The organism is Kribbella sp. HUAS MG21 (genome assembly GCF_040254265.1).
Lineage (GTDB): Bacteria > Actinomycetota > Actinomycetes > Propionibacteriales > Kribbellaceae > Kribbella.
The window spans coordinates 4,474,431-4,497,319 of record NZ_CP158165.1; the positions used below are offsets into that span (position 1 = coordinate 4,474,431).

Annotated in this window: 25 protein-coding genes; 11 read left to right on the forward strand and 14 right to left on the reverse strand. The window is 69.0% G+C overall.

The features are described from left to right. Positions 1 to 381: 381 nt before the first annotated feature. Positions 382 to 1,536 (forward strand): HD-GYP domain-containing protein, encoded by a 1,155-nt coding sequence (locus ABN611_RS21995; protein ID WP_350274092.1) that lies wholly within the window; start codon positions 382 to 384, stop codon positions 1,534 to 1,536. Then, on the forward strand, positions 1,533 to 2,810 hold the full coding sequence (locus ABN611_RS22000) for an HD domain-containing phosphohydrolase (protein WP_350274093.1): 1,278 nt from the start codon (positions 1,533 to 1,535) through the stop codon (positions 2,808 to 2,810). Before ABN611_RS21995 ends, ABN611_RS22000 begins: the two co-directional genes overlap by 4 nt. Here the strand turns inward: ABN611_RS22000 and ABN611_RS22005 are convergent. The 3 genes from ABN611_RS22005 to ABN611_RS22015 all read right to left on the reverse strand — a co-directional run bounded on the left by ABN611_RS22005 (position 2,772) and on the right by ABN611_RS22015 (position 5,451). Then, on the reverse strand, positions 2,772 to 3,422 hold the full coding sequence (locus ABN611_RS22005; RefSeq protein ID WP_350274094.1) for a DUF5317 domain-containing protein: 651 nt from the start codon (positions 3,420 to 3,422) through the stop codon (positions 2,772 to 2,774). The two genes, ABN611_RS22000 and ABN611_RS22005, sit on opposite strands and share 39 nt — an antisense overlap. A 110-nt stretch (positions 3,423 to 3,532) precedes the next feature. Further along, positions 3,533 to 5,188, reverse strand: a complete 1,656-nt coding sequence (locus ABN611_RS22010; RefSeq protein WP_350274095.1) for a sodium:solute symporter — start codon at positions 5,186 to 5,188, stop codon at positions 3,533 to 3,535. Beyond that, complete coding sequence (locus ABN611_RS22015; RefSeq protein ID WP_350274096.1) at positions 5,185 to 5,451, reverse strand: DUF3311 domain-containing protein; 267 nt, start codon at positions 5,449 to 5,451, stop codon at positions 5,185 to 5,187. The genes ABN611_RS22010 and ABN611_RS22015 overlap by 4 nt, the downstream gene beginning before the upstream one ends. A gap of 80 nt (positions 5,452 to 5,531) precedes the next feature. On the opposite strand from ABN611_RS22015, the gene ABN611_RS22020 reads away from it, so the two are divergent. Beyond that, positions 5,532 to 6,500, forward strand: a complete 969-nt coding sequence (locus tag ABN611_RS22020) for an endonuclease/exonuclease/phosphatase family protein (protein WP_350274097.1) — start codon at positions 5,532 to 5,534, stop codon at positions 6,498 to 6,500. On the opposite strand, the gene ABN611_RS22025 is transcribed toward ABN611_RS22020, so the two are convergent. Further along, positions 6,497 to 7,402, reverse strand: a complete 906-nt coding sequence (locus ABN611_RS22025) for a DUF2785 domain-containing protein (RefSeq protein WP_350274098.1) — start codon at positions 7,400 to 7,402, stop codon at positions 6,497 to 6,499. The two genes, ABN611_RS22020 and ABN611_RS22025, sit on opposite strands and share 4 nt — an antisense overlap. A gap of 104 nt (positions 7,403 to 7,506) precedes the next feature. Here ABN611_RS22025 and ABN611_RS22030 point away from each other — a divergent pair, with 104 nt between their 5' ends. Then, the gene (locus ABN611_RS22030) at positions 7,507 to 8,985 is read left to right on the forward strand and encodes a histidine kinase N-terminal domain-containing protein (protein WP_350274099.1); all 1,479 of its coding nucleotides are present in this window, start codon (positions 7,507 to 7,509) and stop codon (positions 8,983 to 8,985) included. 57 nt (positions 8,986 to 9,042) lie between these two features. On the opposite strand, the gene ABN611_RS22035 is transcribed toward ABN611_RS22030, so the two are convergent. Continuing rightward, positions 9,043 to 9,294 carry a WhiB family transcriptional regulator gene (locus tag ABN611_RS22035; RefSeq protein ID WP_130383822.1) on the reverse strand — a complete coding sequence of 84 codons (252 nt, stop codon included), beginning with the start codon at positions 9,292 to 9,294 and terminating at the stop codon, positions 9,043 to 9,045. A gap of 424 nt (positions 9,295 to 9,718) precedes the next feature. Between ABN611_RS22035 and ABN611_RS22040 the strand changes: the two genes are divergently transcribed. Continuing rightward, positions 9,719 to 10,135, forward strand: a complete 417-nt coding sequence (locus ABN611_RS22040) for a hypothetical protein (protein ID WP_350274100.1) — start codon at positions 9,719 to 9,721, stop codon at positions 10,133 to 10,135. Here ABN611_RS22040 and ABN611_RS22045 read toward each other — a convergent pair whose 3' ends face one another. From ABN611_RS22045 to ABN611_RS22065, 5 genes are all read right to left on the reverse strand, one after another. Further along, positions 10,136 to 10,930: an RNA polymerase sigma factor SigF gene (locus ABN611_RS22045; protein WP_350274101.1), complete on the reverse strand. Its 795-nt coding sequence runs from the start codon at positions 10,928 to 10,930 to the stop codon at positions 10,136 to 10,138. A 76-nt stretch (positions 10,931 to 11,006) separates the two neighbouring features. After that, the gene (locus tag ABN611_RS22050) at positions 11,007 to 11,393 is read right to left on the reverse strand and encodes an anti-sigma regulatory factor (RefSeq protein ID WP_350274102.1); all 387 of its coding nucleotides are present in this window, start codon (positions 11,391 to 11,393) and stop codon (positions 11,007 to 11,009) included. A 111-nt stretch (positions 11,394 to 11,504) separates the two neighbouring features. Next, positions 11,505 to 12,260 (reverse strand): amino acid ABC transporter ATP-binding protein, encoded by a 756-nt coding sequence (locus tag ABN611_RS22055; protein WP_350274103.1) that lies wholly within the window; start codon positions 12,258 to 12,260, stop codon positions 11,505 to 11,507. Further along, positions 12,261 to 13,082, reverse strand: coding sequence for an amino acid ABC transporter permease (locus ABN611_RS22060; RefSeq protein WP_350274104.1), 822 nt, complete (start codon positions 13,080 to 13,082; stop codon positions 12,261 to 12,263). Next, positions 13,079 to 13,933 (reverse strand): ABC transporter substrate-binding protein, encoded by an 855-nt coding sequence (locus ABN611_RS22065; RefSeq protein ID WP_350274105.1) that lies wholly within the window; start codon positions 13,931 to 13,933, stop codon positions 13,079 to 13,081. The genes ABN611_RS22060 and ABN611_RS22065 overlap by 4 nt, the downstream gene beginning before the upstream one ends. A 200-nt stretch (positions 13,934 to 14,133) precedes the next feature. On the opposite strand from ABN611_RS22065, the gene ABN611_RS22070 reads away from it, so the two are divergent. Beyond that, positions 14,134 to 15,342 (forward strand): NADP-dependent malic enzyme, encoded by a 1,209-nt coding sequence (locus ABN611_RS22070; RefSeq protein WP_350274106.1) that lies wholly within the window; start codon positions 14,134 to 14,136, stop codon positions 15,340 to 15,342. Positions 15,343 to 15,347: 5 nt separating this feature from the next. Here ABN611_RS22070 and ABN611_RS22075 read toward each other — a convergent pair whose 3' ends face one another. Continuing rightward, complete coding sequence (locus tag ABN611_RS22075) at positions 15,348 to 16,682, reverse strand: hypothetical protein (RefSeq protein WP_350274107.1); 1,335 nt, start codon at positions 16,680 to 16,682, stop codon at positions 15,348 to 15,350. 140 nt (positions 16,683 to 16,822) lie between these two features. On the opposite strand from ABN611_RS22075, the gene ABN611_RS22080 reads away from it, so the two are divergent. From ABN611_RS22080 to ABN611_RS22090, 3 genes are all read left to right on the forward strand, one after another. Then, on the forward strand, positions 16,823 to 17,791 hold the full coding sequence (locus tag ABN611_RS22080) for a zinc-binding dehydrogenase (RefSeq protein WP_350274108.1): 969 nt from the start codon (positions 16,823 to 16,825) through the stop codon (positions 17,789 to 17,791). A gap of 1 nt (position 17,792) precedes the next feature. After that, positions 17,793 to 18,296: a GNAT family N-acetyltransferase gene (locus ABN611_RS22085; RefSeq protein WP_350274109.1), complete on the forward strand. Its 504-nt coding sequence runs from the start codon at positions 17,793 to 17,795 to the stop codon at positions 18,294 to 18,296. A 133-nt stretch (positions 18,297 to 18,429) separates the two neighbouring features. Continuing rightward, positions 18,430 to 18,729: a WhiB family transcriptional regulator gene (locus ABN611_RS22090; protein ID WP_350274110.1), complete on the forward strand. Its 300-nt coding sequence runs from the start codon at positions 18,430 to 18,432 to the stop codon at positions 18,727 to 18,729. Here the strand turns inward: ABN611_RS22090 and ABN611_RS22095 are convergent. After that, the gene (locus ABN611_RS22095) at positions 18,726 to 19,244 is read right to left on the reverse strand and encodes a GNAT family N-acetyltransferase (protein WP_350274111.1); all 519 of its coding nucleotides are present in this window, start codon (positions 19,242 to 19,244) and stop codon (positions 18,726 to 18,728) included. The two genes, ABN611_RS22090 and ABN611_RS22095, sit on opposite strands and share 4 nt — an antisense overlap. A gap of 18 nt (positions 19,245 to 19,262) precedes the next feature. Next, positions 19,263 to 20,498: a sodium:proton exchanger gene (locus tag ABN611_RS22100; protein ID WP_350274112.1), complete on the reverse strand. Its 1,236-nt coding sequence runs from the start codon at positions 20,496 to 20,498 to the stop codon at positions 19,263 to 19,265. Between the two features lie 171 nt (positions 20,499 to 20,669). Between ABN611_RS22100 and ABN611_RS22105 the strand changes: the two genes are divergently transcribed. Together ABN611_RS22105 and ABN611_RS22110 are read left to right on the forward strand one after the other, a co-directional pair. Further along, a complete protein-coding gene (locus tag ABN611_RS22105) occupies positions 20,670 to 21,857 on the forward strand; it encodes a transposase (protein WP_350274113.1) in 1,188 nt (395 codons plus the stop codon). Positions 21,858 to 21,974: 117 nt separating this feature from the next. Continuing rightward, positions 21,975 to 22,268: a metalloregulator ArsR/SmtB family transcription factor gene (locus ABN611_RS22110; RefSeq protein WP_350274114.1), complete on the forward strand. Its 294-nt coding sequence runs from the start codon at positions 21,975 to 21,977 to the stop codon at positions 22,266 to 22,268. On the opposite strand, the gene ABN611_RS22115 is transcribed toward ABN611_RS22110, so the two are convergent. Then, positions 22,265 to 22,867 carry an AAA family ATPase gene (locus ABN611_RS22115; protein ID WP_350274115.1) on the reverse strand — a complete coding sequence of 201 codons (603 nt, stop codon included), beginning with the start codon at positions 22,865 to 22,867 and terminating at the stop codon, positions 22,265 to 22,267. The genes ABN611_RS22110 and ABN611_RS22115 overlap by 4 nt on opposite strands. Positions 22,868 to 22,889: the final 22 nt, after the last annotated feature.

Genomic DNA, 22,889 nt, shown 5'->3' on the forward strand with positions numbered 1-22,889 from the left:
GGGCTTACAGTGTTTCGGCGCCCTTGGAATGAGCACAATTCAGGCACGAGTCAGCGCCGCGCTGTCTGCCCCCCTGGACCCGCCAGAACCGCGAGTCCAAGACTAACGCCGCTGATCGGAGGTGACTTACCATGACTGGGGACCACTGGGACTGGTGACATACCTCGAAGGCGTGACATGACACCTGCGCTACACCGAGTTGGGCTGCGGCTTTTCGTCTCGGTTGTGGCGGCTGGCGCGGTCGCGACCTGGGGGGTCATGCTGTTCCGCCTGTCTGACTACTGGACAGTGCTTGCGCTGTCTCTGCTGGTGCTGGTGGCGACTCTCCTGCGGTCGCCCCACGGCCCGACTCAAGGCGCGTCCCTGACCTCGGTCGCGCTCATGGCTGTCTATGTGATCGCCGGACCAACCGCGGCGATCGTCGTGGCGGGCATTGCCTCGGTGGCCCAGGCCCGGCACGTTCCGTTGATCAAGAAGCTGTTCAACAGTTCTTCACGGGTTTTGTCGGCAGGTGGCGGCGCGCTGGTGTACCTCGCGCTTGACGGGCCGGTGGGACACGAACTCTTCGCGCACATCGAGCGCGCGTTGGTCGCGGTCGCGGTGACCGGCGTCGCGTATCAACTCGTCAACGCCTTGCTCATGTGCCCTGTGTTGTGGCTCGAACGCGGTGCGTCGGTCGTTCGCTCCTTCCTGCGCGAGGTCGTGGTACCAACTGCGCTCCCGCTCCTCGGGTACAGCCTCCTGGGGATGATTCTTGCGGTCGTCTGGCTAGGTGGGCTCGGTGTTGTCGCCGGGCTGTTGACCCTGGTGCCGTTGATCGTCGCTCGGTGGGCGTTGTCACAGGACGAGGCCGAGCGTGAGGCGCAGGCGGCCACACTCCGTGCTTTTATTCAGGTCATCGAGACGAAGGATCTCTATACCCGCGGCCATTCTGAGCGGGTCAGCGCTGGTGTGGGCATGCTCGGCCAGCATCTGAGGTTGCCCGAGGACCGCCAACAGGCGCTTGAGCATGCGGGGCTGCTCCACGATGTCGGCAAGGTCGGCGTACCGACCAGCATCATCCGGAAGCCGGGCAGGCTCGACGACAGTGAGATGGACGCGATCCGGCTGCATCCGGCGCGTGGCGTCGAGCTGATCGGGAACATCCCGTTCCTCGAAGAGGTCAAGTCCGCGGTCCTGCACCATCACGAGAAGTACGACGGTACCGGATATCCGGCAGGGCTCAGCGGCGAGAACATTCCGTACTTCGCCCGGATCATCGGGATCGTCGACGCGTTCGATTCCCTGACCTCGACCAGGTCGTACCGGCCGGCGCGGAGTGTCGAGGAAACCCTCGCGATCCTGATCCAGGACAAGGCCACGCACTTCGACCCGGATCTCGTCGACGCGTTCGTCGACGTCGTCCGCCGCCACGGCTGGAAGGCGGCGGCAGACCAGCCGGTGCCGGACGGCGCGAAGGTACAGGTCATCGACCACGACGACCTCAGTCTCGGCAGCAGCGGTGGTGCCTCAGGCTCGGCGGCCGGACCCGCATGATCGAGTCCGGAGAGCTCGGCGGCGAGCGACGCCTGGGCAGTGGAATCGTGCTGGCGGTGGCCGGGTGTGTCGTCGGCCTGGTCGCGGTCTTCCTCACCGCACGGCGGGGAGTTACCGAATGGCCGTTCGTCCTGGTCTTCGGACTGTTGATCGCGGTCGGTGAGATGGTTCAGTTCCGGGTCGACGGCGTCCGCAACCGCGCACCGATCGCGACCAGCGCGGCGCTCGGGTACGTCATGTTGCGCGGTCCCGCACTCGAGACGCCTCCGGAGGTGGCCCAGATCGTGGCGGTCACCGGCCTAGCCACGCTGGCCGGCCTGTTCCCGCGGGCAGTGGCCGGTCTGCCCTGGGATCTGGTGATCTCGAGCCGTCGGGTGCTGTCGGTTGCCTGTGCCGCTGTCACCTTCGTGCTCGTCACCCCGGAGAACTTTGTCTGGAACGGATCGTGGGGTCATGCCATGGCGCTGACCGGTGCGATGTTGCTGAGTGTGCTGTCTGCCGGCCTGGTGGATGCCCTGGTCGGTGCAGGGCAGGACACCGAGAAGTTCAACCGGCCCTTCCCTGCCGCGCTGCGGGACGAGTTCCAGGTGATGGCCCGGATCGGGCTCGCGATGGGGATCAGCGGGATGTTGCTGGCGGCGGGGACGTCGTTGATCGGGTTGTGGGCGGTGCCGTTGGTGGTGGTGCCGTTGTTGTTGACGCAGTTTGCGTTTCGGCGGTTTGCTTCGGCGCAGCGGACGTATCGGAGTACGGTGCGGTCGATGGCTCGGAGTACTGAGATTGCCGGGTTCAGTAGTCCGGGGCAGAACGCGCGGACCGCGGCGCTGGCGGTGGCGATCGGGAACGATCTGGGGTTGACGCCGGCGCGGATGGAGGCGTTGGAGTATGCGGCCTTGTTGTCGGGCGTGGGGCAGTTGGCGCTGGCGGATCCCAGTCCTGGTGGGGCTTCGTTGTTGCGGACCCGGGAGGAGCGGCAGCGGGCGGCGGAGATCGGGGCTTCGGTGATCGAGCGGTCGGGGGTGCTGGATCATGTGGCGGAGATCGTCCGGCACTCCAACGATCCGTACCGGCACGGGCGGGCGAACAATCCGGGGATCCCGGTGGAGAGCGGGATCGTGAACGTTGCCCTGGCCTACGAACAGCTCGTGGGGGAGGGCTCGGGGCAGACGCCGGACAAGGCGATGGAGTCGATCGGGCTGGGGATCGGGGCGGAGTACGACCCGGTCGTGGTGGAGTCACTGCGGCGGATCGTCGGGCGCGGGTTCCGGTTCTGAGGACAGTTCCCGGTCGGCCTCAGGGGACAGGTGGAGCAGGGCCGGGGTGCCGGCGCAGGGCTCCAGGTCGTCCCAGACCGGCGCGGTCGTGGCCGGTACCCGGCCGGACGCGCCCATGCCGGCGTACAGCAGCAGACCGGCGCCGGCGGCGATCAGTACGTCGCCAGGGCTGACGGCCTGCCCCAGCCCGGGTAGCGCCACCGGTACGACGTCCCCGAGCCACGGCAGCCGGGTCGCGGCGTCGGAGATCTCGTGCCGCGGGTCGGTGACCGCCGCATCGCCGACGCCCGCGCGTTCCAGCGCTCGCAAAGACACCGGCATCGCGCCGTTCAGAGCGACCACGAGCGCGTTGCAGAAGAAGCCGAGCGCCAGCAGCCCGACGCCAGGATGCCGCAGGTTCAGCCGCAGGAAGACCGCGATGCAGACCGCCGACCCGATCAGCCCGACCGGGTACGCCGTACCGCCGAAGAGTGAGCCGAGCAGCTGGCCGATCGCGGCCGCGGCCAGCCAGTGCACGCCGGTCAGGGTGTTGGCGGCCAGGTGCGCGAAGCGTCCGCCGGTCGCGAGGGCCGCCCCGGCGGCGAGCACCATGACGAGGAGGACCAGCAGCACGCAGGTGATTCTGCCGAATCAACGGCCCGAAACCGGGCAAGCTGACCCCGCAGCGTGTCGACTTAACAGCAAAAAGTGATGGCGGCCCCCCGGAAGGGGCCGCCATCGGCTCAGGACTTGGCCGGCGCGGTGCCGCCCTCGTCGATGATCTCCGGCAGGTCCTTCACACCCGGGTCGCCGCGGTCCGCGGTGAAGTCCGACGGATGCGTGCTGTCCTTGCCGTCCGGGACGTTCAGCGCCCGCAGCAGCAGCGTCAGCGCCACCACGATGATCACGTTCAGCACGAACGCGGTCAGCGCGATGTAGGCCGGGGTGTTGGTGAACGGGATGTTCGCCACCGACCCGCCGAAGTGCTTCTTGGTCGCCGGGTTCACCACGTTGTACGCCGAGACGGTGCCGAACACCATCGCGACCGCCCAGCCGGTCAGCAGCGCGTACCGGTGGAACCAGCGGGTGAACAACCCGACCACGATCGCCGGGAACGTCTGCAGGATCCAGATCCCGCCCAGCAACTGCAGGTTCAGCGCGACGGTCTTGTCCATGCCGAGCACGAACACCAGCGCGCCGACCTTCACCAGCAGCGACGCGATCTTGGAGACCTTGGCCTCCTGCGCCGGGGTTGCCGACGGCTTGAGGAAGTCGCGGTAGATGTTGCGGGTGAACAGGTTCGCCGCCGCGATCGACATGATGGCCGCCGGCACCAGCGCGCCGACCGCGATCGCCGCGAACGCGATCCCCGCGAACCAGGCCGGGAACTCCTGGTCGAACAGCCGCGGGATCGCCAGCTGTGGGTTCGCCAGGCCGTCCAGGCCCTTGATGTCCACGTTCGCCTTGATCGCCATGAAGCCGAGCAGCGCGAGCAGGCCGAGCAGCAGCGAGTACGCCGGCAGCAGCGTCGCGTTCCGCCGTACGACGTTCCGCGTCTTGGTGGACAGCACCGCGGTCACCGAGTGCGGGTACATGAACAGCGCCATCGCCGATCCGAGCGCGAGCGTCCAGTACGACACGTAGCCGCCCTCACCAGGGACGAACGCGCCGACCGGCTTGCCGGTGGACGGGTTCGTCGCGGTCAGCTTCTCCTGTGCCGCACCGAAGATCGCGTCCCAGCCGCCGAGCACGCGCGGCAGGTAGAAGATCGCGACCAGGATCACCACGTAGATCAGGATGTCCTTGACGAACGCGATCATCGCCGGCGCCCGCAGCCCGGAGGAGTACGTGTACGCCGCCAGCACCGCGAACGCGATCAGCAGCGGCAGGTCCTTGGCGAGCAGGTTGTCGCCGCCGAGGCCCATCGTCTCGAAGACCGCCTGCATACCGACCAGCTGCAGCGCGATGTACGGCATCGTCGCGAGGATGCCGGTCACGGCGACCGCGAGCGACAGCGCCTTGCTGCCGTACCGGCCGCCGACGAAGTCGGCCGGCGTCACGTACCCGTGCCGGTGCGAGACCGACCAGAGCCGCGACATGAAGACGAACACGATCGGGTAGGCGACGATCGTGTACGGCACCGCGAAGAAGCCGCTGATCGCGCCGGTCGCGTACATCGCGGCGGGGACCGCGATGAACGTGTACGCCGTGTAGAGGTCGCCGCCGAGCAGGAACCAGGTGATGAAGGTGCCGAAGCCGCGGCCGCCCAGACCCCACTCGTCGAGGTTGTCCAGGTGACCGGCGCTGCGCCAGCGGGCGGCCATGAAGCCCATCGCGGTGACGCCGGCGAAGATCAGGACGACGATCGTCAGCTGCACCCAGTCGACCGAGGTGTTCACTGGTCACCGTCCTTCTCCGGGTCGCCCAGTCCCTGCGCCGCGCGCCGGCGGCGTTCCTCGGTGCGGATCAGCTTGTAACTGATGCTGACCAGGATCGCGGACAGGAACACCCACAGCAGCTGGTACCAGTAGAAGAACGGGAAGCCGAACAGGTGCGGATCCACCTTGGCGTACGTCGGCACCGCGAGCGGTACGACGACCGCCACCACCAGGAGCACACCGGAGATCCAGTACGCGGGTCTGATCGCGGACAATCGGGACACTCAAACCTCCTCGGGACACAGGCGCAACGGAGCACGCTACCGTTCGGCAACGACAGGTTCCAGACCCAACAGGTTGGCGCATGAATAACGAGAAGGCATGGTTCGTACGGCGCGTCGTGCTGTCCGTGCTGTTCCTGCTCGTCGTTGCCGTGCCGTTGTATCCGGAGCTGTTCGGGCTCGACGAGCTCACGCCGCTGACCCAGCTGGCGGCGTTCCGCCCGCAGTTGCTGGTCGTGGTGCTCCTCCTGGCCGTGCTGATGTTCGTCCGACGGGGCTGGCGGATCGCCGCGGCGCTGATCAGCCTCCTGGCGCTGGTCGGCGGCGCGCTGACCGTGCCCCGCCAGCTCTCCGTCGCGCGACCGGCCCCGGACGGCGCCCGCGAGCTGACCGTCATGGTGGCGAACGTGCTCGGCGGCGGTGCCCGGGCGGCGGACGTGGCGCAGCTGATCCGCGAGCGCAAGCCGGACCTGGTGTCGTTGCCCGAGGCACAGGCCGACGTCCGCGAGGAGATCCGCGCCCAGCTGCAGGACCACCAGTACAAGGGATTCACGACCCAGCCGACCCGGGCGGTACCGAGTGCGACGAGCGTGCTGGTCTCCGCGGCGCTCGGTGACGTGGCGTTCGCGATCGAACCCGGTACGACGTTCGGCACCGTCGTGGTGACGGGCGGGAACCTGGGCCAGGTCCGGCTGATCGCGTACCACGGCTACCCGCCGCTGCCGGACGCCGTACCGACCTGGAAAAAGGACCTGCAGAAGGTCCGGCAGTGGTGTACCCAGGACGCGCCCACGGTCGTTGCCGGGGACTTCAACGCGACCGTCGACCACGCGGACTTCCGGCAGGCGCTGGGCGGCTACTGCCGCAGCGTCGGCCCCACCGTCGGCCGTGGCCTGCAGGGCACCTGGCCCGCGGACCAGCCGGCCGTACTACGGACGCAGATCGACCATGTGGTGGTGTCCAGGCGGCTCCAGCCGCGGCGGTTCACGACGTACCCGGTCCAGGGCACCGACCACCGGGCCGTGGTCGCGACAGTCGCCGTACTGCCTTAGGAAGGGTTCGTCGCCGGGCGGTAGATGTACGGCTGCGAGGACTGCACGGCCTCGGTCAGCATCAGCAGCAGGTCGGCGCGGGCCTCGATCGGGCGGCCGAACAGCTCGTCGTCACCCGGGATCGGGAAGCCCTTCACGCCGATCGCGAGCTGGCTGAGCAGCACGTGCAGGACACCGCGGGCGTTGAACACGTTCGGTGTCGGCCACTCCGGCAGCGTCTCGTGCATCAACGGCTGCTGGGCCGCGGTCGCCGCGACCGGCTTCAGCCAGCGCTCGAGCTCGTCGCTGCTCAGCATGTTCCGGTGCAGGATCGTCATCACCGCGTGCGCGACCCGGTCGTGCTCCTCGTGCACCCAGCGGTACGGCGTCTCCTTGACGATCCGGTCCGCGAGCACGTCGAGCAGCGCCCGCAGCACGCCGGCGTCGCAGTGCCGGGACCGGGCCAGCGCGCCGATCGCGTCCGCGCCGTGCGCGACCGCGTGCGCCCAGCCGCAGTCCGCGACGTACCCGCGCAGGTCGCGTTCGCGCAGCAGCCAGGTGGCCAGCCGGTCGCCCCAGCGCATCACCACCTCGTCGTGCACCAGGAACTCGGCGTTGTCGCGGTGGATCACCTCCGCCAGTGTCAGCGCGGTGAACGAGCGCCGGAAGACCGTGTCGGTGCCGTCCTCACCGAGGCCGAAGTTCAGCCCCGCGCAGAGCCCGTCGCCGAAGCCCGGCAGCAGGTCGTCGTACACGCCGCGCTCGAGCCAGGTGGCGAGCGTCGGGTAGGCGAGAGCGTCGCGGACCTGCGGGTTGGTGCTGGCCAGCCCGCGGACCAGCTCCTCGGTGAGTTCGGTCAGCGTACGGTCGTGCGGTACCGCGTAGTCCGCGGCCATCACGTCCTGCCAGTACGTCGACTCCACCCGAGCATCCTTTCATCTGCTGCTGATCAATCAACACCTACACACGCCCTCTTGTCGAGCGGACCACCCGGAGGGCTGGTATAAGCCCTCGGTAGCATCGGAGCGTGCCGTCCTTGACCGATGTGGCGCGGAACCACACGACGCTCGACCAGGCCGACCTGGACCGCTTGCAACTGCTCGTCTCGGACTGGCAGATGCTGGCCGACCTGTCGTTCGCCGACCTGGTGCTCTGGCTGCCGGACACCGAGGGGCTGGGGTTCTGGGCCGGTGCGCAGATGCGTCCGACGACCGGCCCCACGGCGTACCTGGACGACATCGTCGGCAGCTTCATCCCGCGCGGCCGCCGGCACCTGCTGGACCAGGCGTACGACGGCGGCCGGATCTGCCGCGAGGGCGATCCGGAATGGCGCGACGACGTACCGGTCCGGGTCGAGACGATCCCGGTCCGGCGCGGCTCCCGGGTGATCGCGGTGATCGCGCGGAACACCAACCTGCTCGGCGTCCGGACGCCGTCCCGGCTGGAGATCGCGTACCTGCAGAGCGCGACGGACCTGGCCCGGATGATCACCGACGGGATCTTCCCGTACGGCGGGGAACGGCTGCTGTCCACCACCCCACGGGTCGGTGACGGCTGCATCCGGGTCGATCGGCACGGCATGGTGACGTTCGCCAGCCCCAATGCGTTGTCGGCGTACCGGCGGATGGGCCTGGTGACCGACCTGGTCGGCTCCCGGCTGAAGGACGTCACGGCCGAGCTGCTGCAGTCCGGGCACAAGGTCGACGACGTGCTGGCGTCCGTGGTCACCGGGCGCGCGGCCAAGGAGATCGAGATCGAGAACTCCGACGCCACGCTGTTCCTGCGCGCGATCCCGCTGCGCGCCGACGGCCAGCACGTGGGGGCGCTGATCCTGCTCCGGGACGTGACGGAGCTGCGCAGCCGGGAACGGGAGCTGGTCACCAAGGAAGCGACCATCCGGGAAATTCATCATCGCGTCAAGAACAACTTGCAGACGGTCGCCGCGTTACTCCGGATGCAGGCCCGGCGGATCACCGTGCCCGAAGGACAGACCGCGCTGGCCGAGGCGGTCCGGCGGGTCGGGTCGATCGCGATCGTGCACGAGACGCTGTCGGAGTCGTTCGACGAGCATGTGGACTTCGACAACGTCGCCGACCGGGTCGGGGCGATGGTCGCGGACGTGTCGACAGTCGCGACCTCGGTGGAGACACGGCGCACCGGGTCGTTCGGCGTCCTGGACTCCGAGGTGGCGACGCCGCTGGCGATGGTGCTCACCGAACTGATGCAGAACTCGGTGGAGCACGCGTTCGGGGCCCGCGACGGCGAAGCGGTCAGCGGCACGATCGAACTGGTCGCCGAGCGTTCCGTCGGCCGGCTGCGCGTCCAGGTGATCGACAACGGCAAGGGACTGCCGACGAACTTCGACTCCGAACTGTCCGGCAACCTCGGCCTGTCGATCGTCCGCACGCTGGTGATCGGCGAACTCGACGGGACGCTGGAGTTCGGCAACCGCCACGACGGCGATCCCGGCGCCCAGGTCACGCTCGACATCCCGGTCAAGGAATAGACCGCTGGAACGCGAAAGGCCCCGCGGGACGTTCCGCGGGGCCTCGAGAGGACTTGCTCAGGCGGTGCGGATGCGTTGGCGGGCGTTGCGGCGCTTCAGAGCGCGACGCTCGTCCTCGCTCAGGCCGCCCCAGACACCGTGGTCCTGGCCGGCTTCGAGCGCCCACGCCAGGCACTGCTCACGCACGTCGCAGCGTCGGCACACCTGCTTGGCCTCCTCGATCTGCATGATCGCGGGCCCGGTGTTGCCGATGGGGAAGAACAGTTCCGGGTCCTCGTCGAGGCATACGGCCCGGTGGCGCCAATCCATGGCGGATCCCATCTCTCTCAGTAGTTGACGTATGCTGCCGGGTAGGTCTGTGCCCGGGCAGCGGTGCTGTATTCGTCGGTTCGTGTCGCACAGGGGTTGGTGCCGCGTCCTGTTGTGAACGCATTCACGAACGAGACCATGTTCCCAATCTTGGGGGATCGAAACAAGGGTTCTGGAGTTGTCGATCCGATCACAACGCTTCCTTAACACTCCGAACTGGAGCGCGGTCGTTCGCTCCATCCGGTTATCGGACAGAGCGGCCGTTCCGCAAGCACCCGTTCACTGCAGGTAACCGTTCCAACCGCCTTTTGGTTACGCACAACCTCAAATCCCTGTGGGGCCGGGGTTACCGCGCACCGGATCGGGGCCCGCGCGCGTTCGACGTCCCTGATCCCCCCGGAACGCAACGCCCTATGCTGGCGAAGTGCCGACCGACTCCCCAGTTGCCGCCGTCCCGAGACCGCTCAAGCTAGCCGCGGCAGTGGTCGCTGTGGAAGGGCTCGTGCTCGTCGTTCTCGGAATTGCCGAAGCCTTGACGATTCACGGCTCCCGGCTGGTGCTCGGGCTGACCACCACCGGCTTCTTCGTCGTGTACGGCGTCGCGCTCGTCCTCGTCGCTTTCCGTGGCCTCTGGAAGGCCGCCCGCTGGAGCCGCGGGCCGACAGTGTTCACGCAGCTGATCCAGCTCCTGGTGGCGTACAGCTTCTGGGGCGGCGGCGGAGGCACCAAGGCCGTTGCCGTAGCGCTCGCGGTTCTCGCGCTCGCCGTACTGGTCTGCGTATTCCAGAAGGCCTCCACCGAGGCGTTGGCCGGCGGAACCGACGACCACCCGGTGCTCTAGTTACTCCTTGAGCAGGCCGGTGCGCAGTTCGGTCAGCGTGCGCGCGAGCAGCCGGGACACGTGCATCTGCGAGATGCCGATCTCCTCGGCGATCTGGGACTGCGTCATACCGCGGAAGAAGCGCAGCGTCAGGATCCGTTTCTCGCGGGTGTCGAGCTGGGCCAGCAACGGCTTCAGCGACTCGCGGTACTCCACGCTCTCCAGCGCCTCGTCCTCGCCGCCGAGACCGTCCAGGACCGTGGTCGCGTCGGTCTCGTTCTGATCGGGAGCGTCCAGGGACAAGGTGTTGTAGGCATTCGCGGACTCCAGGCCCTCGATCACCAGGTCCGGTGCGAGCCCGAGCCGTTCGGACAGCTCCGCGACCGTCGGCGCGCGACCGAGCTCCTGGGTGAGCTCGGCGGTGGCCGCGGTCAATGACAGCCGCAGCTCCTGCAGCCGCCGCGGCACCCGGATCGCCCAGCCCTTGTCGCGGAAGTACCGCTTGATCTCGCCGAGGATCGTCGGCGTCGCGTACGTCGAGAACTCCACGCCGCGGTCGGAGTCGAACCGGTCGATCGCCTTGATCAGCCCGATCGTGGCGACCTGCACGAGGTCGTCGTACGGCTCGCCGCGGTTGCGGAACCGGCGGGCCAGGTGCTCGACCAGCGGCATGTGCAGTGCCACCAGGGCGTCCCGCGCCGCGGCATACGCCGGATCGCGGGCGCCGGCTGCCATCTCCTGGAACAGCTCCGCGGTCCGGGTGCGCAGATCGCTGGGCTCCTGGGGCGCGCTCCCCGGGATCCTCTCGTCAGTCACGCCTGCGCCTCGCTGGCGCTCGGCTCCGGCGTGACTGACAGCAGTGCTCTGTCCATGGTTCGCTCGCTACGCTCGCTCACAGGCTCTCCGTGGCGGTCGCCGTCATGCTGATCGTCAGGCGGCCGTCGATCGTCTCGGCGGCGGCGGACTCCACCAGTGCGGTCAGGACGGTCCAGCCGAACGACGTGGTGTCCGGCCGCCAGCCGTTCGGTACGACGGCACTCGTCCGCACCGTGAGCTGCGGCGGCGCGATCTCGAACACGCACTCCAGGACGCCGTCGACCGACTGCGGCAGCAGCAGCGCGCACGCCTCGTCGACCGCGATCCGCAGGTCGTCGATCGCGTCCAGCGTGAAGTCGTTGCGGGCCGCGAGATTGCCGACCACCGCCCGCGGCACGGCGACGTACGCGCTGTCCGCCGGGATGCTCAGGCGGACCTCGGCGGCTCCTGCGGTGCTGCTCACGTCGTCTCCCTCGTCTCGACCCACCACGCCGTACATCATCCAACCTCACGGGCCCGGGCGCACGGCGAACGGCCCGCCCCGGGCTGCTTACCGGTGGCGGGCCGTCGCCGCTCAGTGCGTGGGCTCGACGTGCGTCGGGTCGAGGACCCGACGGAGGAAGGTGCGGGTGCGCTCCTCCTTGGGGCTGCCGATCACCTCGGCGGGCGGCCCCTGCTCGACGATCACGCCGCCGTCCATGAACACCACCCGGTCCGCGACCTCGCGCGCGAACGCCATCTCGTGGGTGACGACCAGCATCGTCATCCCGTCCAGCGCGAGCTTGCGCATCACCGTGAGTACGTCGCCGACGAGTTCCGGGTCGAGCGCCGAGGTCGGCTCGTCGAACAGCATCAGCGCCGGGTCCATCGACAGCGCCCGCGCGATCGCGACCCGCTGCTGCTGGCCGCCGGACAGCTGGGCCGGGAACGCGTTGATCTTCTCGGCCAGCCCGACCCGCTCCAGGTTCGCCCGGGCGACCTTGTCCGCCTCCTCGGCGCCGCGCTTCAGAACGGTGCGCTGGGCAACGGTGCAGTTACCGAGCGCCGACAGGTGCGGGAACAGGTTGAACTGCTGGAACACCATCCCGATCTGCTGCCGGGCCTCGTCCAGGTGGCAGTCCGGGTGGGTGATCTCCTCACCGCGGACGAACACCTGCCCCTCCTGCGGCTGCTCCAGCAGGTTCACGCAGCGCAGCAGCGTGGACTTGCCGGACCCGGACGGCCCGATCACGCAGACCACCTCGCCCTGCTCGACGGTGAAGTCGATGCCGCGCAGGACGTGGTTGCTGCCGAAGGACTTGTGCAGGTTCTTGATCTCTACCAGGGCCATTTAGCGCGTCCTCGCCGTCCGTGCCTCGAGCCGGCGGGCCAGGATGCCCAGCGGCAGGGTGATCACCAGGTAGCAGAAGCCGCAGACGACGATCGGCGTCAGGTTCGAGTACGTGTTGGCCAGGTCCCGGCCGAAACCGGTGAGCTCGTACCCGTCCGCGGCGACGCCGATCATGAACACCAGCGAGGAGTCCTTCACCAGCAGGATCAGGTCGTTGGTCAGCGGCGGCAGCACGATCCGGAAGGCCTGCGGCAGCACGATCTTCCGCATCGCCACCCCGGCCGGCATCCCGAGCGACCGGGCCGCCTCGACCTGGCCCTTCGGCACCGCCTGGATCCCGGCCCGGATCACCTCGGCCATGTACGCCGAGGCGACGATGCCGAGCGCCAGCCACACCACGCCGTACGGGTCCCAGGGGATCGTCATCCCCGGGAACGCCAGCGGCAGCAGGCTGAACGCGATGAACACCACGATCGCCGGCAGCCCGCGGAAGAACTCGATGTAGGCGGTCGCGATCCACCGGTACGGGCCGACCTGGCTGAGCTTCATCAGCGCCAGCAGCGTGCCGCCGGCCAGCCCGAGCACGAAGGCGCCGGCGGTGTACTCGACGGTCTTCACCAGGGCCTGGAGTACGCCGTCCTCGAACGTCGACTGGATGAACTCCGGCTTGAAGAACACGCTGCCGATCTGGCCCCAGTTCGCGCTGAACGCCGCGACCACGACCAGTACGACGAGGATCGCGTACTGGATCCAGCGGGAGCGCTGGGCCCGCTGCCGCGGGCTCAGCCCCTTCCGCTCAACAGGTGCGTGGGTGACAGTCACTTCTTCGGCTCAACCCCGAACCACTTCTTGTAGATCTCGTTGTACTTGCCGTCCGACTTGGCCTTGGTCAGCACCTCGTTGAACTTGGCCACCAGCTTCGGGCCGCTGCCGTCCTTGAGCGCGCCGAACCCGTACTGCTCGCCGGTGTCGAACTCGGCGACGACCGCCATGTCGGAGTTCTCCTTGACGAAGTCGTAGAGCACACCGTTGTCGTTGATCGCGGCGTCCACCCGGCCGGACTTCACGTTGTTGGTCTGCAGCGCGAGGTCGTTGAACGGGATCACCGTGTAGCCGTTGGCCTTCGCGTTGTCGTCGGCGTACTTCTTGCCGGTGGTGTCGGCCTGGGCGCCGAGCTTCTTGCCCCGCAGGTCGGCCAGCGACTTGATGCCGGAGTCCTTCTTGGCCATCAGCACCTGGGTCGCGTCCATGTACGGCTCGGTGATGCTGATCGCGGCCTGGCGCTCCGCCGTGATCGTCATCGCGCCCATGCCCATGTCGCACTTCTTGGCCTGGAACGCCGCGCCGGAGGTGACCTGCGCCCACTCGATGTTGACGACCTCCTGCTCGATCCCCAGGTCCGCGGCGAGCAGATCGAGCATGTCGACGTCGAAGCCGACGACCTTGGTGCCGTCCTTGTACTGGAACGGCTTGTACGGCAGGTGCGTGCAGACGGTCAGCTTGCCCGGCTTCACCAGCGTGATGCCGGCCGCTGCGGCCTTGTCCTCGGAACCGCCGCTGCCGCCGCCGTCCGAGTCGCCGCCGCAGGCGGTCAGGGTGAGAGACAGCGCGAGCGCGACTGCTGCAACCGGGGCGATCGCCCGGCGCTTGCGGAGAGTGGGGACGATGTTCATCGCGGATTCTCCTCGACAGGGGTTGTGAATGCCCGAATCCTGGCACACGTCGGGCGGATGTGGGGCCTCTCACAGCAGACCAGTGAGCCTTGTGGTTTACTCGTGACCGACGGGTGACCCCCTGGAAACAGCGCCGTTCGACGCACCCTCATCGAACGCCACTATCTCAGTTCCGCTCGAAACCCCCGAAGGGTCCCCGCATGGTCGCCCAAGCTGTCGAGTCCAACCTTCCCTCCGACCGATACGACCGGTACGCCGGTGACGCCGTTTTCGACCTGCACCGCGGCGGCAAGATCGAGGTGACGTCCTCGATCACGGTCACCGACGCCGACGATCTCTCGAAGGCGTACACCCCCGGCGTGGCCCGGGTCTGTACCGCGATCGCCGAGGACCCGGCGCTGGTCCGGCGCTACACCTGGAAGTCCAACGTGGTCGCGGTCGTCACGGACGGTACCGCCGTACTCGGTCTGGGTGACATCGGCCCGGCCGCGTCGCTGCCGGTCATGGAGGGCAAGGCGCTGCTGTTCAAGGAGTTCGGCGGCGTCGACTCGGTGCCGATCGCGCTCGACTGCACCGACGTGGACGAGTTCGTCGACACCGTCGCGCGGATGGCGCCGACGTTCGGCGGCATCAACCTCGAGGACATCTCCGCGCCGCGCTGCTTCGAGATCGAGCGCCGGCTGAAGGAGCGGCTCGACATCCCGGTCTTCCACGACGACCAGCACGGTACGGCGGTCGTCGTACTCGCCGCGCTGCGCAACGCACTCCGCGTGACCGGCAAGGCGATCGAGGACATCCGGGTGGTGATCTCCGGTGCGGGCGCTGCCGGGGTCGCGTGTGCCCGGATCCTGCTGCAGGCGGGCGTCGGTGACCTCGCGGTCGTGGACAGCAAGGGCGTGCTGCACGAGGACCGCCCGGACCTGAACCCGGTGAAGCTGTCGCTCGCCCGGGACACCAACAACGGCGGCATCTCGGGCCGGCTGGTCGATGCGCTGGCCGGTGCGGACCTGTTCCTCGGGGTCTCCGGCGGCACGGTGCCCGAGGAGGCCGTCGCGCAGATGGCCGACGACGCGATGATCTTCGCGCTGGCCAACCCGAATCCCGAGGTCCACCCCGACATCGCGCACCGGCACGCCGCCGTGGTCGCGACCGGCCGCTCCGACTTCCCGAACCAGATCAACAACGTGCTGGCGTTCCCCGGCATCTTCCGCGGCGCCTTCGACGCGAACGCGTCCCGCATCACCGAAGGCATGAAGCTCGCCGCGGCGGACGCCCTGGCCGGCCTGATCTCGGCCGCCGACCTCCGCCCCGACTACATCATCCCGTCGCCCTTCGACGCCCGAGTCGCCCCGGCAGTCGCCGACGCGGTCGCCGCCGCAGCCGTGGCGGACGGAGTCGCCCGGGACTGACGGGCTCAGCTCCGGACCACCATGCGCTCCCACCAGTGCCCGGCGCGGTTCAGCAGGTCGACGTCGCGGCCGCCGGACTGCACGTACCCGGTCATCGCCAGCCGCGAGTAGACCGCCGACATCGCGCCGCGCCCGGACCCGTCGTACCAGCCGTCGCGACGGACCGGGTCGTCGCCGGTGCCCGGGAACGTGGTCCGCTCCAGGTCGAGCCACGGGAAGCCCGCGCCGACCGGGAGCTGGGTGGCCTCGATGAACCGGTGCGTGTACCGGACCTTCGCGTCCAGTCCGAGCCAGAACAGGCCGGGCGCGAGGACGGAGCGCGGGGGAGTGCCGCGCCAGTACGCCGCCTGCCACGCCGGCGACTGCGGCACCATGACGCGGTTGTCGCGGACGGCTCGCAACGCCGTACCCAGCTGGGCGATCGCGTTGGGTGACCAGCCGTACGTGATCAGGTACGGGTGCTCGCCGGTCTCCTCGCCGATCTCGTACGTCGCACCGTCCAGCGGGAACCCGGCCGGTGCGCCGGCGTAGACCAGTTCCGGGTCGATCTGGGTGGTGCCGAGCAGGTGCCGGGTCCCGGCGGCAGCGGCATCGTTGTACGTGCTCGTGCGGAACCGGCCGTACCCGACCGCGAGCGCGCGGACGGCGGCGTACTGGTCGAGCGACAGCATCGCGGGCGCCCAGTGCTCGACGTCCCAGGTGCCCATGGTGCCGTCGTCGCCGGTCACGAAGTGCGGGAAGGCGCCGACGTACCGGTCGTTGCGGAACAGCTGGACGGCCTCCTGGCGGGTGTACTGCAGCGCCGCCACCCGGTCCAGGATCGCGCGCGCCGCGGTGTCGGCCGCCTCGATGCGCGCCCGGTCGCCGGAGCGTTGCTCGAGGTACTGCGCGTACCCGACCAGCAACTCGGCACGCCCCGTCAACGTCCGGATGTCGCCGCTGCGCAACACGGTGTCGGGACGCGTGGCGCACAGGTCGAGGAGGGACGTCAGGAACTGCTCCAGGTTGCCGACCAGTCGCGGATCGCCTTGCAAATACGGGCTTCGCAGCAGTTGCAGGGCGATGTCGGTGTTCATGTGGCCGGGCCGCTGCCGCAGGATGTAGTCGAGCAGCTCGTCGGCGGTACGACGTTGTTCCGGGGCGCCGGTCACGTCGTAGATCGCCGCCACCGCGGCGAAGGCGTGCGTCGCACCTTCGAAGCCGCGGCCGGTGGCGACACCGTCCGCGGTGATCTGCAGATAGGCGCCGGTGACCTGTGAGGTCGTCGCGGCGGGGGCAGGGGCGGCTGGTCCGAGCAGCAGGGCGGCGGTCACGCCCGCGGTCAGCAGAGCGCGGAGCATCGGTCCTCCTCAGGGGAATTACGGTCAGGCCCGTTAATCGCGGATCAAACCACACCGGCGCCCCGCTGACCAGGTCCCGCCGGCGCCGCACGTGAAGTCGGTTACTGACTCGGTGTGGACCAGCGCCTAGGGTGGTCCGCATGCTTGCTGCTTACGCCGCCAAGTTCGACGCCGACAACCCGATCGCCGCGCTGGAGGTGGGGGAGCGGCCCGAGCCGACCGTGCCCGAGGGGTGGGTGACGATCGACGTCCGGGCGACCGCGCTCAACCATCACGACCTGTGGTCGTTGAAGGGCGTCGGGCTGGCTGAGCAGAGTCTGCCGATGATCCTCGGGTGCGACGCCGCCGGCGTCGACCAGGACGGCAACGAGGTCGTTGTGCACGCGGTGATCTCGGACCCGGCGTGGAAGGGCGACGAGACGCTCGACCCGAAGCGGTCGCTGCTCAGCGAGCGGTACCAGGGCACGCTCGCGCAGCAGGTCGCCGTTCCGGCGCGGAACGTCGTACCGAAGCCGGCCGGGATGAGCTTCGAGCAGGCCGCGTGCCTGCCGACGGCGTGGCTGACGGCGTACCGGATGCTGTTCACGCAGTCGGGGCTGAAGCCGGGGGACACCGTGCTCGTGCAGGGTGCGGGCGGCGGGGTCGCGACCGCGCTGATCACGCTCGCGCGCGCCGCCGGCATCCGGGTATGGGCGACCAGCCGGGACGAGGGCAAGCGGGCCAAGGCGCTGGAGATCGGCGCGCACGACGCGTTCGAGTCCGGGGCGCGGCTGCCGGAGCGGGTCGACGCGGTGATGGAGACCGTCGGGCAGGCGACCTGGTCGCACTCGCTGAAGTCGCTGAAACAGGGCGGCACGCTGGTGATCTCCGGCGCGACCAGCGGCCAGGCGCCGAAGTCCGCGGAGCTGAACCGGATCTTCTTCCTGCAGCTGCGGGTGCAGGGCTCGACGATGGGCACCCGGACCGAGCTCGCCGAGCTGGTGCAGTTCATGGCGAACGCCGGGATCGCGCCGCACATCGACTCGGTGCTGCCGCTGGCCGAGGCGCGGACCGGGTTCGAGAAGATGAACACGGGCGACGTGTTCGGCAAGATCGTCTTCACTGTCTGAGGTGCAACCTGAGATCCGGTTGGTCACGGCCGACGACGCAGTCGCGGCGGCCTGGTGTCACCTGCTGTGCTGGCGGGAGGCGTACGCCGATCTGGTCCCGGCCGACCTTCTGCTGGCGCGGACGTCCGACATCGACCGCCGGACCGAGCGCTGGACGACGCCGCTCGGCGCGGGCCGGGAGCGGTGGATCGCGCTGAACCCGGATCCGGCCGCGCCGGTCGAGGAGCGGGTGATCGGCTTCGCCGGCACCGGGCCGGGCCGTGACGAGGACTCGCCGGTGCCGTTCGAGCTCGAGGCGATCTACACCCGGCAGGCGTTCTGGCGGACCGGGCTGGGCGGGCGGCTGCTCGACGTTGCCGTGGGCAAGCAGCCTGCGTTCCTGTGGGTATTCGAGGCCAACACCCGCGCCCGGGCCTTCTACGAACGCCACGGCTTCGAACCCGACGGCGCCGGCAAGTACGACCCGTACTTCGACCTGCACGAGATCCGGCTGGTACGCCGCTAGTGCCAGCGGCACTCATGTGACACCGTTCGGGCAGGACGTTTCACGGCTGAAACATTCGCGTCGCGCCGGGGCAACGCGACGGGGTCACCCTGTTCCTACCGATCCGCCCGATCGATGAGGAGCAGGGGAGCGCATGAGGCCTACTTTGACGGTGATCGTTGACCCGGCCGACAACTGGATGGCGAAGGCGGCCTGCGTCGGCCACGCCCCGTCGTACGACGAGACGGCCAGCCAGTGGGAGCAGCGCAAGGCGCAGGCGATCTGCCTGACGTCCTGCCCGGTGATCGACCAGTGCCGCGAGTGGGCCCGCCGGACCAAGTTCACCGGCACCGCGGCCGGCGAGAAGTTCCTCTCCGGCCGCCGCCGCGGCCGCCCCGGCCCCCAGGAACGCCGCAACCGCCCGACGATCATCGAGGAACAGCAGGCCAGCTAGGCCCGCATCCCGAGCCACTGCTCGGCGCCCCAGGCCTCGAACCGCTCGACCTCGGCGAAGCCCAGTTTCGTTGCCAGGCGCATCGAGCCGAGGTTGGCGGTCTGGGTGGCGAGCACGACCGGTTCGCCCGGCAGGACATCGCCGAGCCACTCCAGCGCCGCCGCGCACGCCTCGCCGGCGTACCCGAATCCCCACGCCCGCGGCAGGAACAGATAGCCGAGATCGAGCTTGCCGACGGCCGCCGGACGATGCCGGGTCGCCCTCCGGAGCAGTACCTGACCGATCATCGCCCCGTCGTGCTCGACGACGAAACTCCCAGGCCACCGCTCGGGCACCTCGGGAGTCTCGCGTTCGAGTTCGGCGCGCGGACGGGCGCCGCCGAGATAGGTGTGCACGTCCGGCGAGGCGAGCAGTTCGATGAACGTCGACCGGTCCCGGGCCTCGGGCTCGCGGAGCACGAGGCGCTCGGTCTTGATCGGCTCGGGTGGCCACGGTACGGATCCCAGAGGTTCCACCCGCCGCACGCTACAGGCTCAGACCTTGATCAGCTCGTCGGCGCGGTCCGCTGCTGGCTTTGCTGTGGTGCGGCGGAACGGGGCGGTGATCGTGGGGATCAGCTGCTTGCGGTTGTGGATCGCCGCGCCGATGGCGAGCGCCAGGTAGATGGCGCTGATGACGTAGCGGCCGGTCTGGCCCGGTACGGCGAACTGGACGGCGAACAGGCCCAGCAGGGTCCACGCGGCCCAGCGCGGGAAGCGGAGGTTCAGGAGGATCGCGAGGCCCAGCAGCGTCTGCGTGGCGGTGAGAAGGAACTCCTCGATCTGCCGGCCGTCCAGGTGCAGCGCCGCGCCGCCGCCACCGAGGCCGTACGCGATCGGCAGACTGCCGATCAGCAGGGTCCACTGGTTCACCTTGGCGGAGATCAGCAGACCGAGCGCGGCCGCGCCCTTGCCCCGCCAGGCGAACAGCAGCGCGACGATGAACTCCGGCGCCTCGGACGCCAGCGGTGCCAGCCACTGCACGAGCAGGAACTGGTCGATGCCCAGCGCGTGACCGCCCTCGACCAGCGAGTCCGCGAACGGCTCGGCGGCCGCCAGGATCACCCCGGCGGCGGCCACGAACATCGCGGTGACGGTGATCCGCCGGGCGACCTTCGGCAGCGCGCCGATCGTCGCGGCCGGGCCGATCAGGTCCGGCTCGTCGCCGTGGCCGCCCGTCGCCGCGCGGTACAGGTAGAAGGCGAAGAACGCGAGCAGCGCGATCCCCAGCAGCAGGTGGATCTCACCGGTCACCGGGATCACGAACGCGACCACGCCCGCGACCGCCAGGAAGCCCAGTTCGCGCCGGTAGCCCGAGTCCAGGACCAGCGCCCGGACGGTGCGCCCGCTGCGGCGCGAGGCGACGTACAGGCTGATCAGGGCGACGCTCGACCAGCCGAGGCCGAGGAGCAGGCGGTTCGAGCCGGTCATGTTGGCGGCGGCGTACTGCACGTACTCCGGGTTCGAGCCGGCGGTGTGGGCGAAGTACAGGTCGACCGCGTACTCCGGGAGGACCGCGATGACCGCGAGCACCGCGATCGCGAGACCGCCCGCGATGTCCATCTCCGCCGCCTCCGCGGCCCAGGCCAGCACGAACGACGCGGCGACCACGGCGATGCCGAAGACCACGATCGAGGCCAGTGCCGGGGGATGAGTGCCGAGGAGCCGCAGGACGACGGCGGGGATCGCCACCGCGAGCAGCAGCAGGACAGGGCGGACGGCTCGGAACATGGTTCCAGCCTGACACCGTTTTGATACTTTCGCAATTGCGAAAGTATGAGACCGTCGTCACCACGGCCCGGCGGACTGCCCGGAGACGACGCACGTGCGTCACGGACACCACATGCCTACCCCGACGATGGTCGTCGGAATTGTCAGAGGTCAGGTGCAGAATGTGGAGCCATGGGCACAGCCACCAGTTCGGCGCGGTACACCTACCGTCTGCGTGTCGGCACGGCCGCGGAACGGTTGCTGCTGTCGGAATGGGACCGGTGCCGCTGGATGTGGAACCAGTGCGTCGCCCAGTCCAGGGCGGCGTACGGGCGCGGCGAGAAGATCGGCCCCGCGGCACTGGACAAAATGTGCACCACCTGGCGAGCCGAACACGCGTGGCTGCGGGCAGGCGCGTCGATCCCGCAGAAACAGACGATCCGCGACTTCGGGAAGTCGCGCCTCAAGGCGATCAAGGACATCACGGAGAAGGTGCCGATGCGTCGCCGCACCGGGTTGCCGGGCCTCAAGAAGAAGAACCTGGCGGCCCCGAGTCTCAACTACACACGCAATGGTTTCCGCTTCAAGGACCACAAGTTGCACCTCGCCGGCGACATCACCGTCAACGTGGTGTGGTCTCGAGAGTTGCCGTCGGTGCCGTCCAGTGTCCGTGTCTACCGCGACTCACTGGGACATTGGTACGCGTCGTTCGTCGTTGTGACTGAGGCGCAGTCGCTGCCGGCGACGGGTGCGGTGCTGGGGGTCGATTGGGGCGTCAAAGACATCGCCACGACCACCAGCGACGACCACGATCTGCCGCATCCCGGTTTCGGGAGGAATGCGTCAGCAGAGCTGACGGCTGTCAACAAAGCGGTGTCGCGACGCCGCAGGCCGAAGGGCCAGCAGCAGAGCAACGGCTATCGGAAGGCGAAGCGGCGCCGGGCGAGGCTGCTGAAGAAGGTCTCTCGGCAGCGTAAGGACTACGCCCGTAAGTGGGCGAAGAAGCTGGTCCGCGACCACGATTGTCTGGCCGTGGAGGACTTCCGTCCGAAGTTCCTCGCCAAGTCCACGATGGCCAAGAAGGCCGCCGATGCCGCTATCGCGGCCAGCAAGCAAGCCCTCGTCGACATGGGCCACAAGCACGGCAGGACCGTCCTGCTGGTACACCCCGCGCACACCACGATGGACTGCGGACACTGCGGAGCGAGAGCCAAGCACGCACTGCCGCTGGGGGAGCGCACATATAGCTGTATCGAGTGCGGAGCAGTGTCGCCACGGGACAAGAACTCCGCGCGTGTGATGCTCAACCGGGCAGGTCTGAACCCGGATGGTGTCGATCGCGGAAGACCCGTCCAGTCGTCGACTGGAAAGGCAGCGTGAGCCATGAATCCCGACATCGCTACCGGAGACGGGAACCCCCCGACTTCAGGGCGGGGAGCAGTCAACAACCCTGAACCGACGAAGGCGCAGCTCGAATCCGCCGCGGGCACCTTCGCCATGCTCTCCGCTCCGGTCCGGCTGCACCTGGTGTCCCTGGCCGCGCAAGGCGAGTACGACGTCGGCACCCTGGCGGAACGCGTCGGCGTGAGTATCGCCACCGCGAGCCAGCACCTCGGCAAACTCCGCCTGGCCGGCATCATCACCGCCCGCCGCGAGGGCCGCCGGCACATCTACACGGTCGACGACCCCCACGTCCTCAACCTCGTCGACCAGATCTTCGAACACATCGCCCCCGACGGCTCCCTCGCCCCCGACCCACCCCGCCGTACGAGACCGCCGCACACGGACTAGAGCACGTGCGCGATCACGGGGGAGTGTGTCGCGCAGAGCACCTGGGAGCCGTTCGAGGCCAGCTGACCGAGTACGCCGACCACGGCGAGGCTGGTGGCGAACGACAGGGCGGACTCGGGCTCGTCGAGGCAGTAGAAGCCCTGCCGGGTGAAGCGGTCCCGGATGAGGGTCAGGAAGCTCTCGCCGTGGCTCATCTCGTGGAAGACGGGCTCGGGCGGACCGGACGTCTTCGGGTTGTGCTCCAGGTAGGTGTAGAAGCCGTGCATGGTTTCGGCGCGGAGGAAGAAGCCCGCGCGCTTGGCGCCGACGCCGCGGGTGAGTCGCAGGTCGTCGGCTAGCGGCGACTCGGTGGCGCGGGTGGTGAGGCGGGCTCCGGTGGAGCCGCCTTCGGGGGAGAGGCCGAAGGCTACGGCGACGGCCTCGACCAGGGTGGACTTGCCGGTGCCGTTCTCGCCGACCAGGAACGTGACGCCCGGGTCGAGGTCCAGACCGTCGGTCAGGAGCTGGCGGACGGCCGGGATCGTGTGTGGCCAGTGGCCGGACGGGCGAATGCCCTCCGCCGCGGCGACCCGGCGTACGGGCTGCGTGGCGAAGGGCATTCGCTCGGAGTACTCAGTCGGT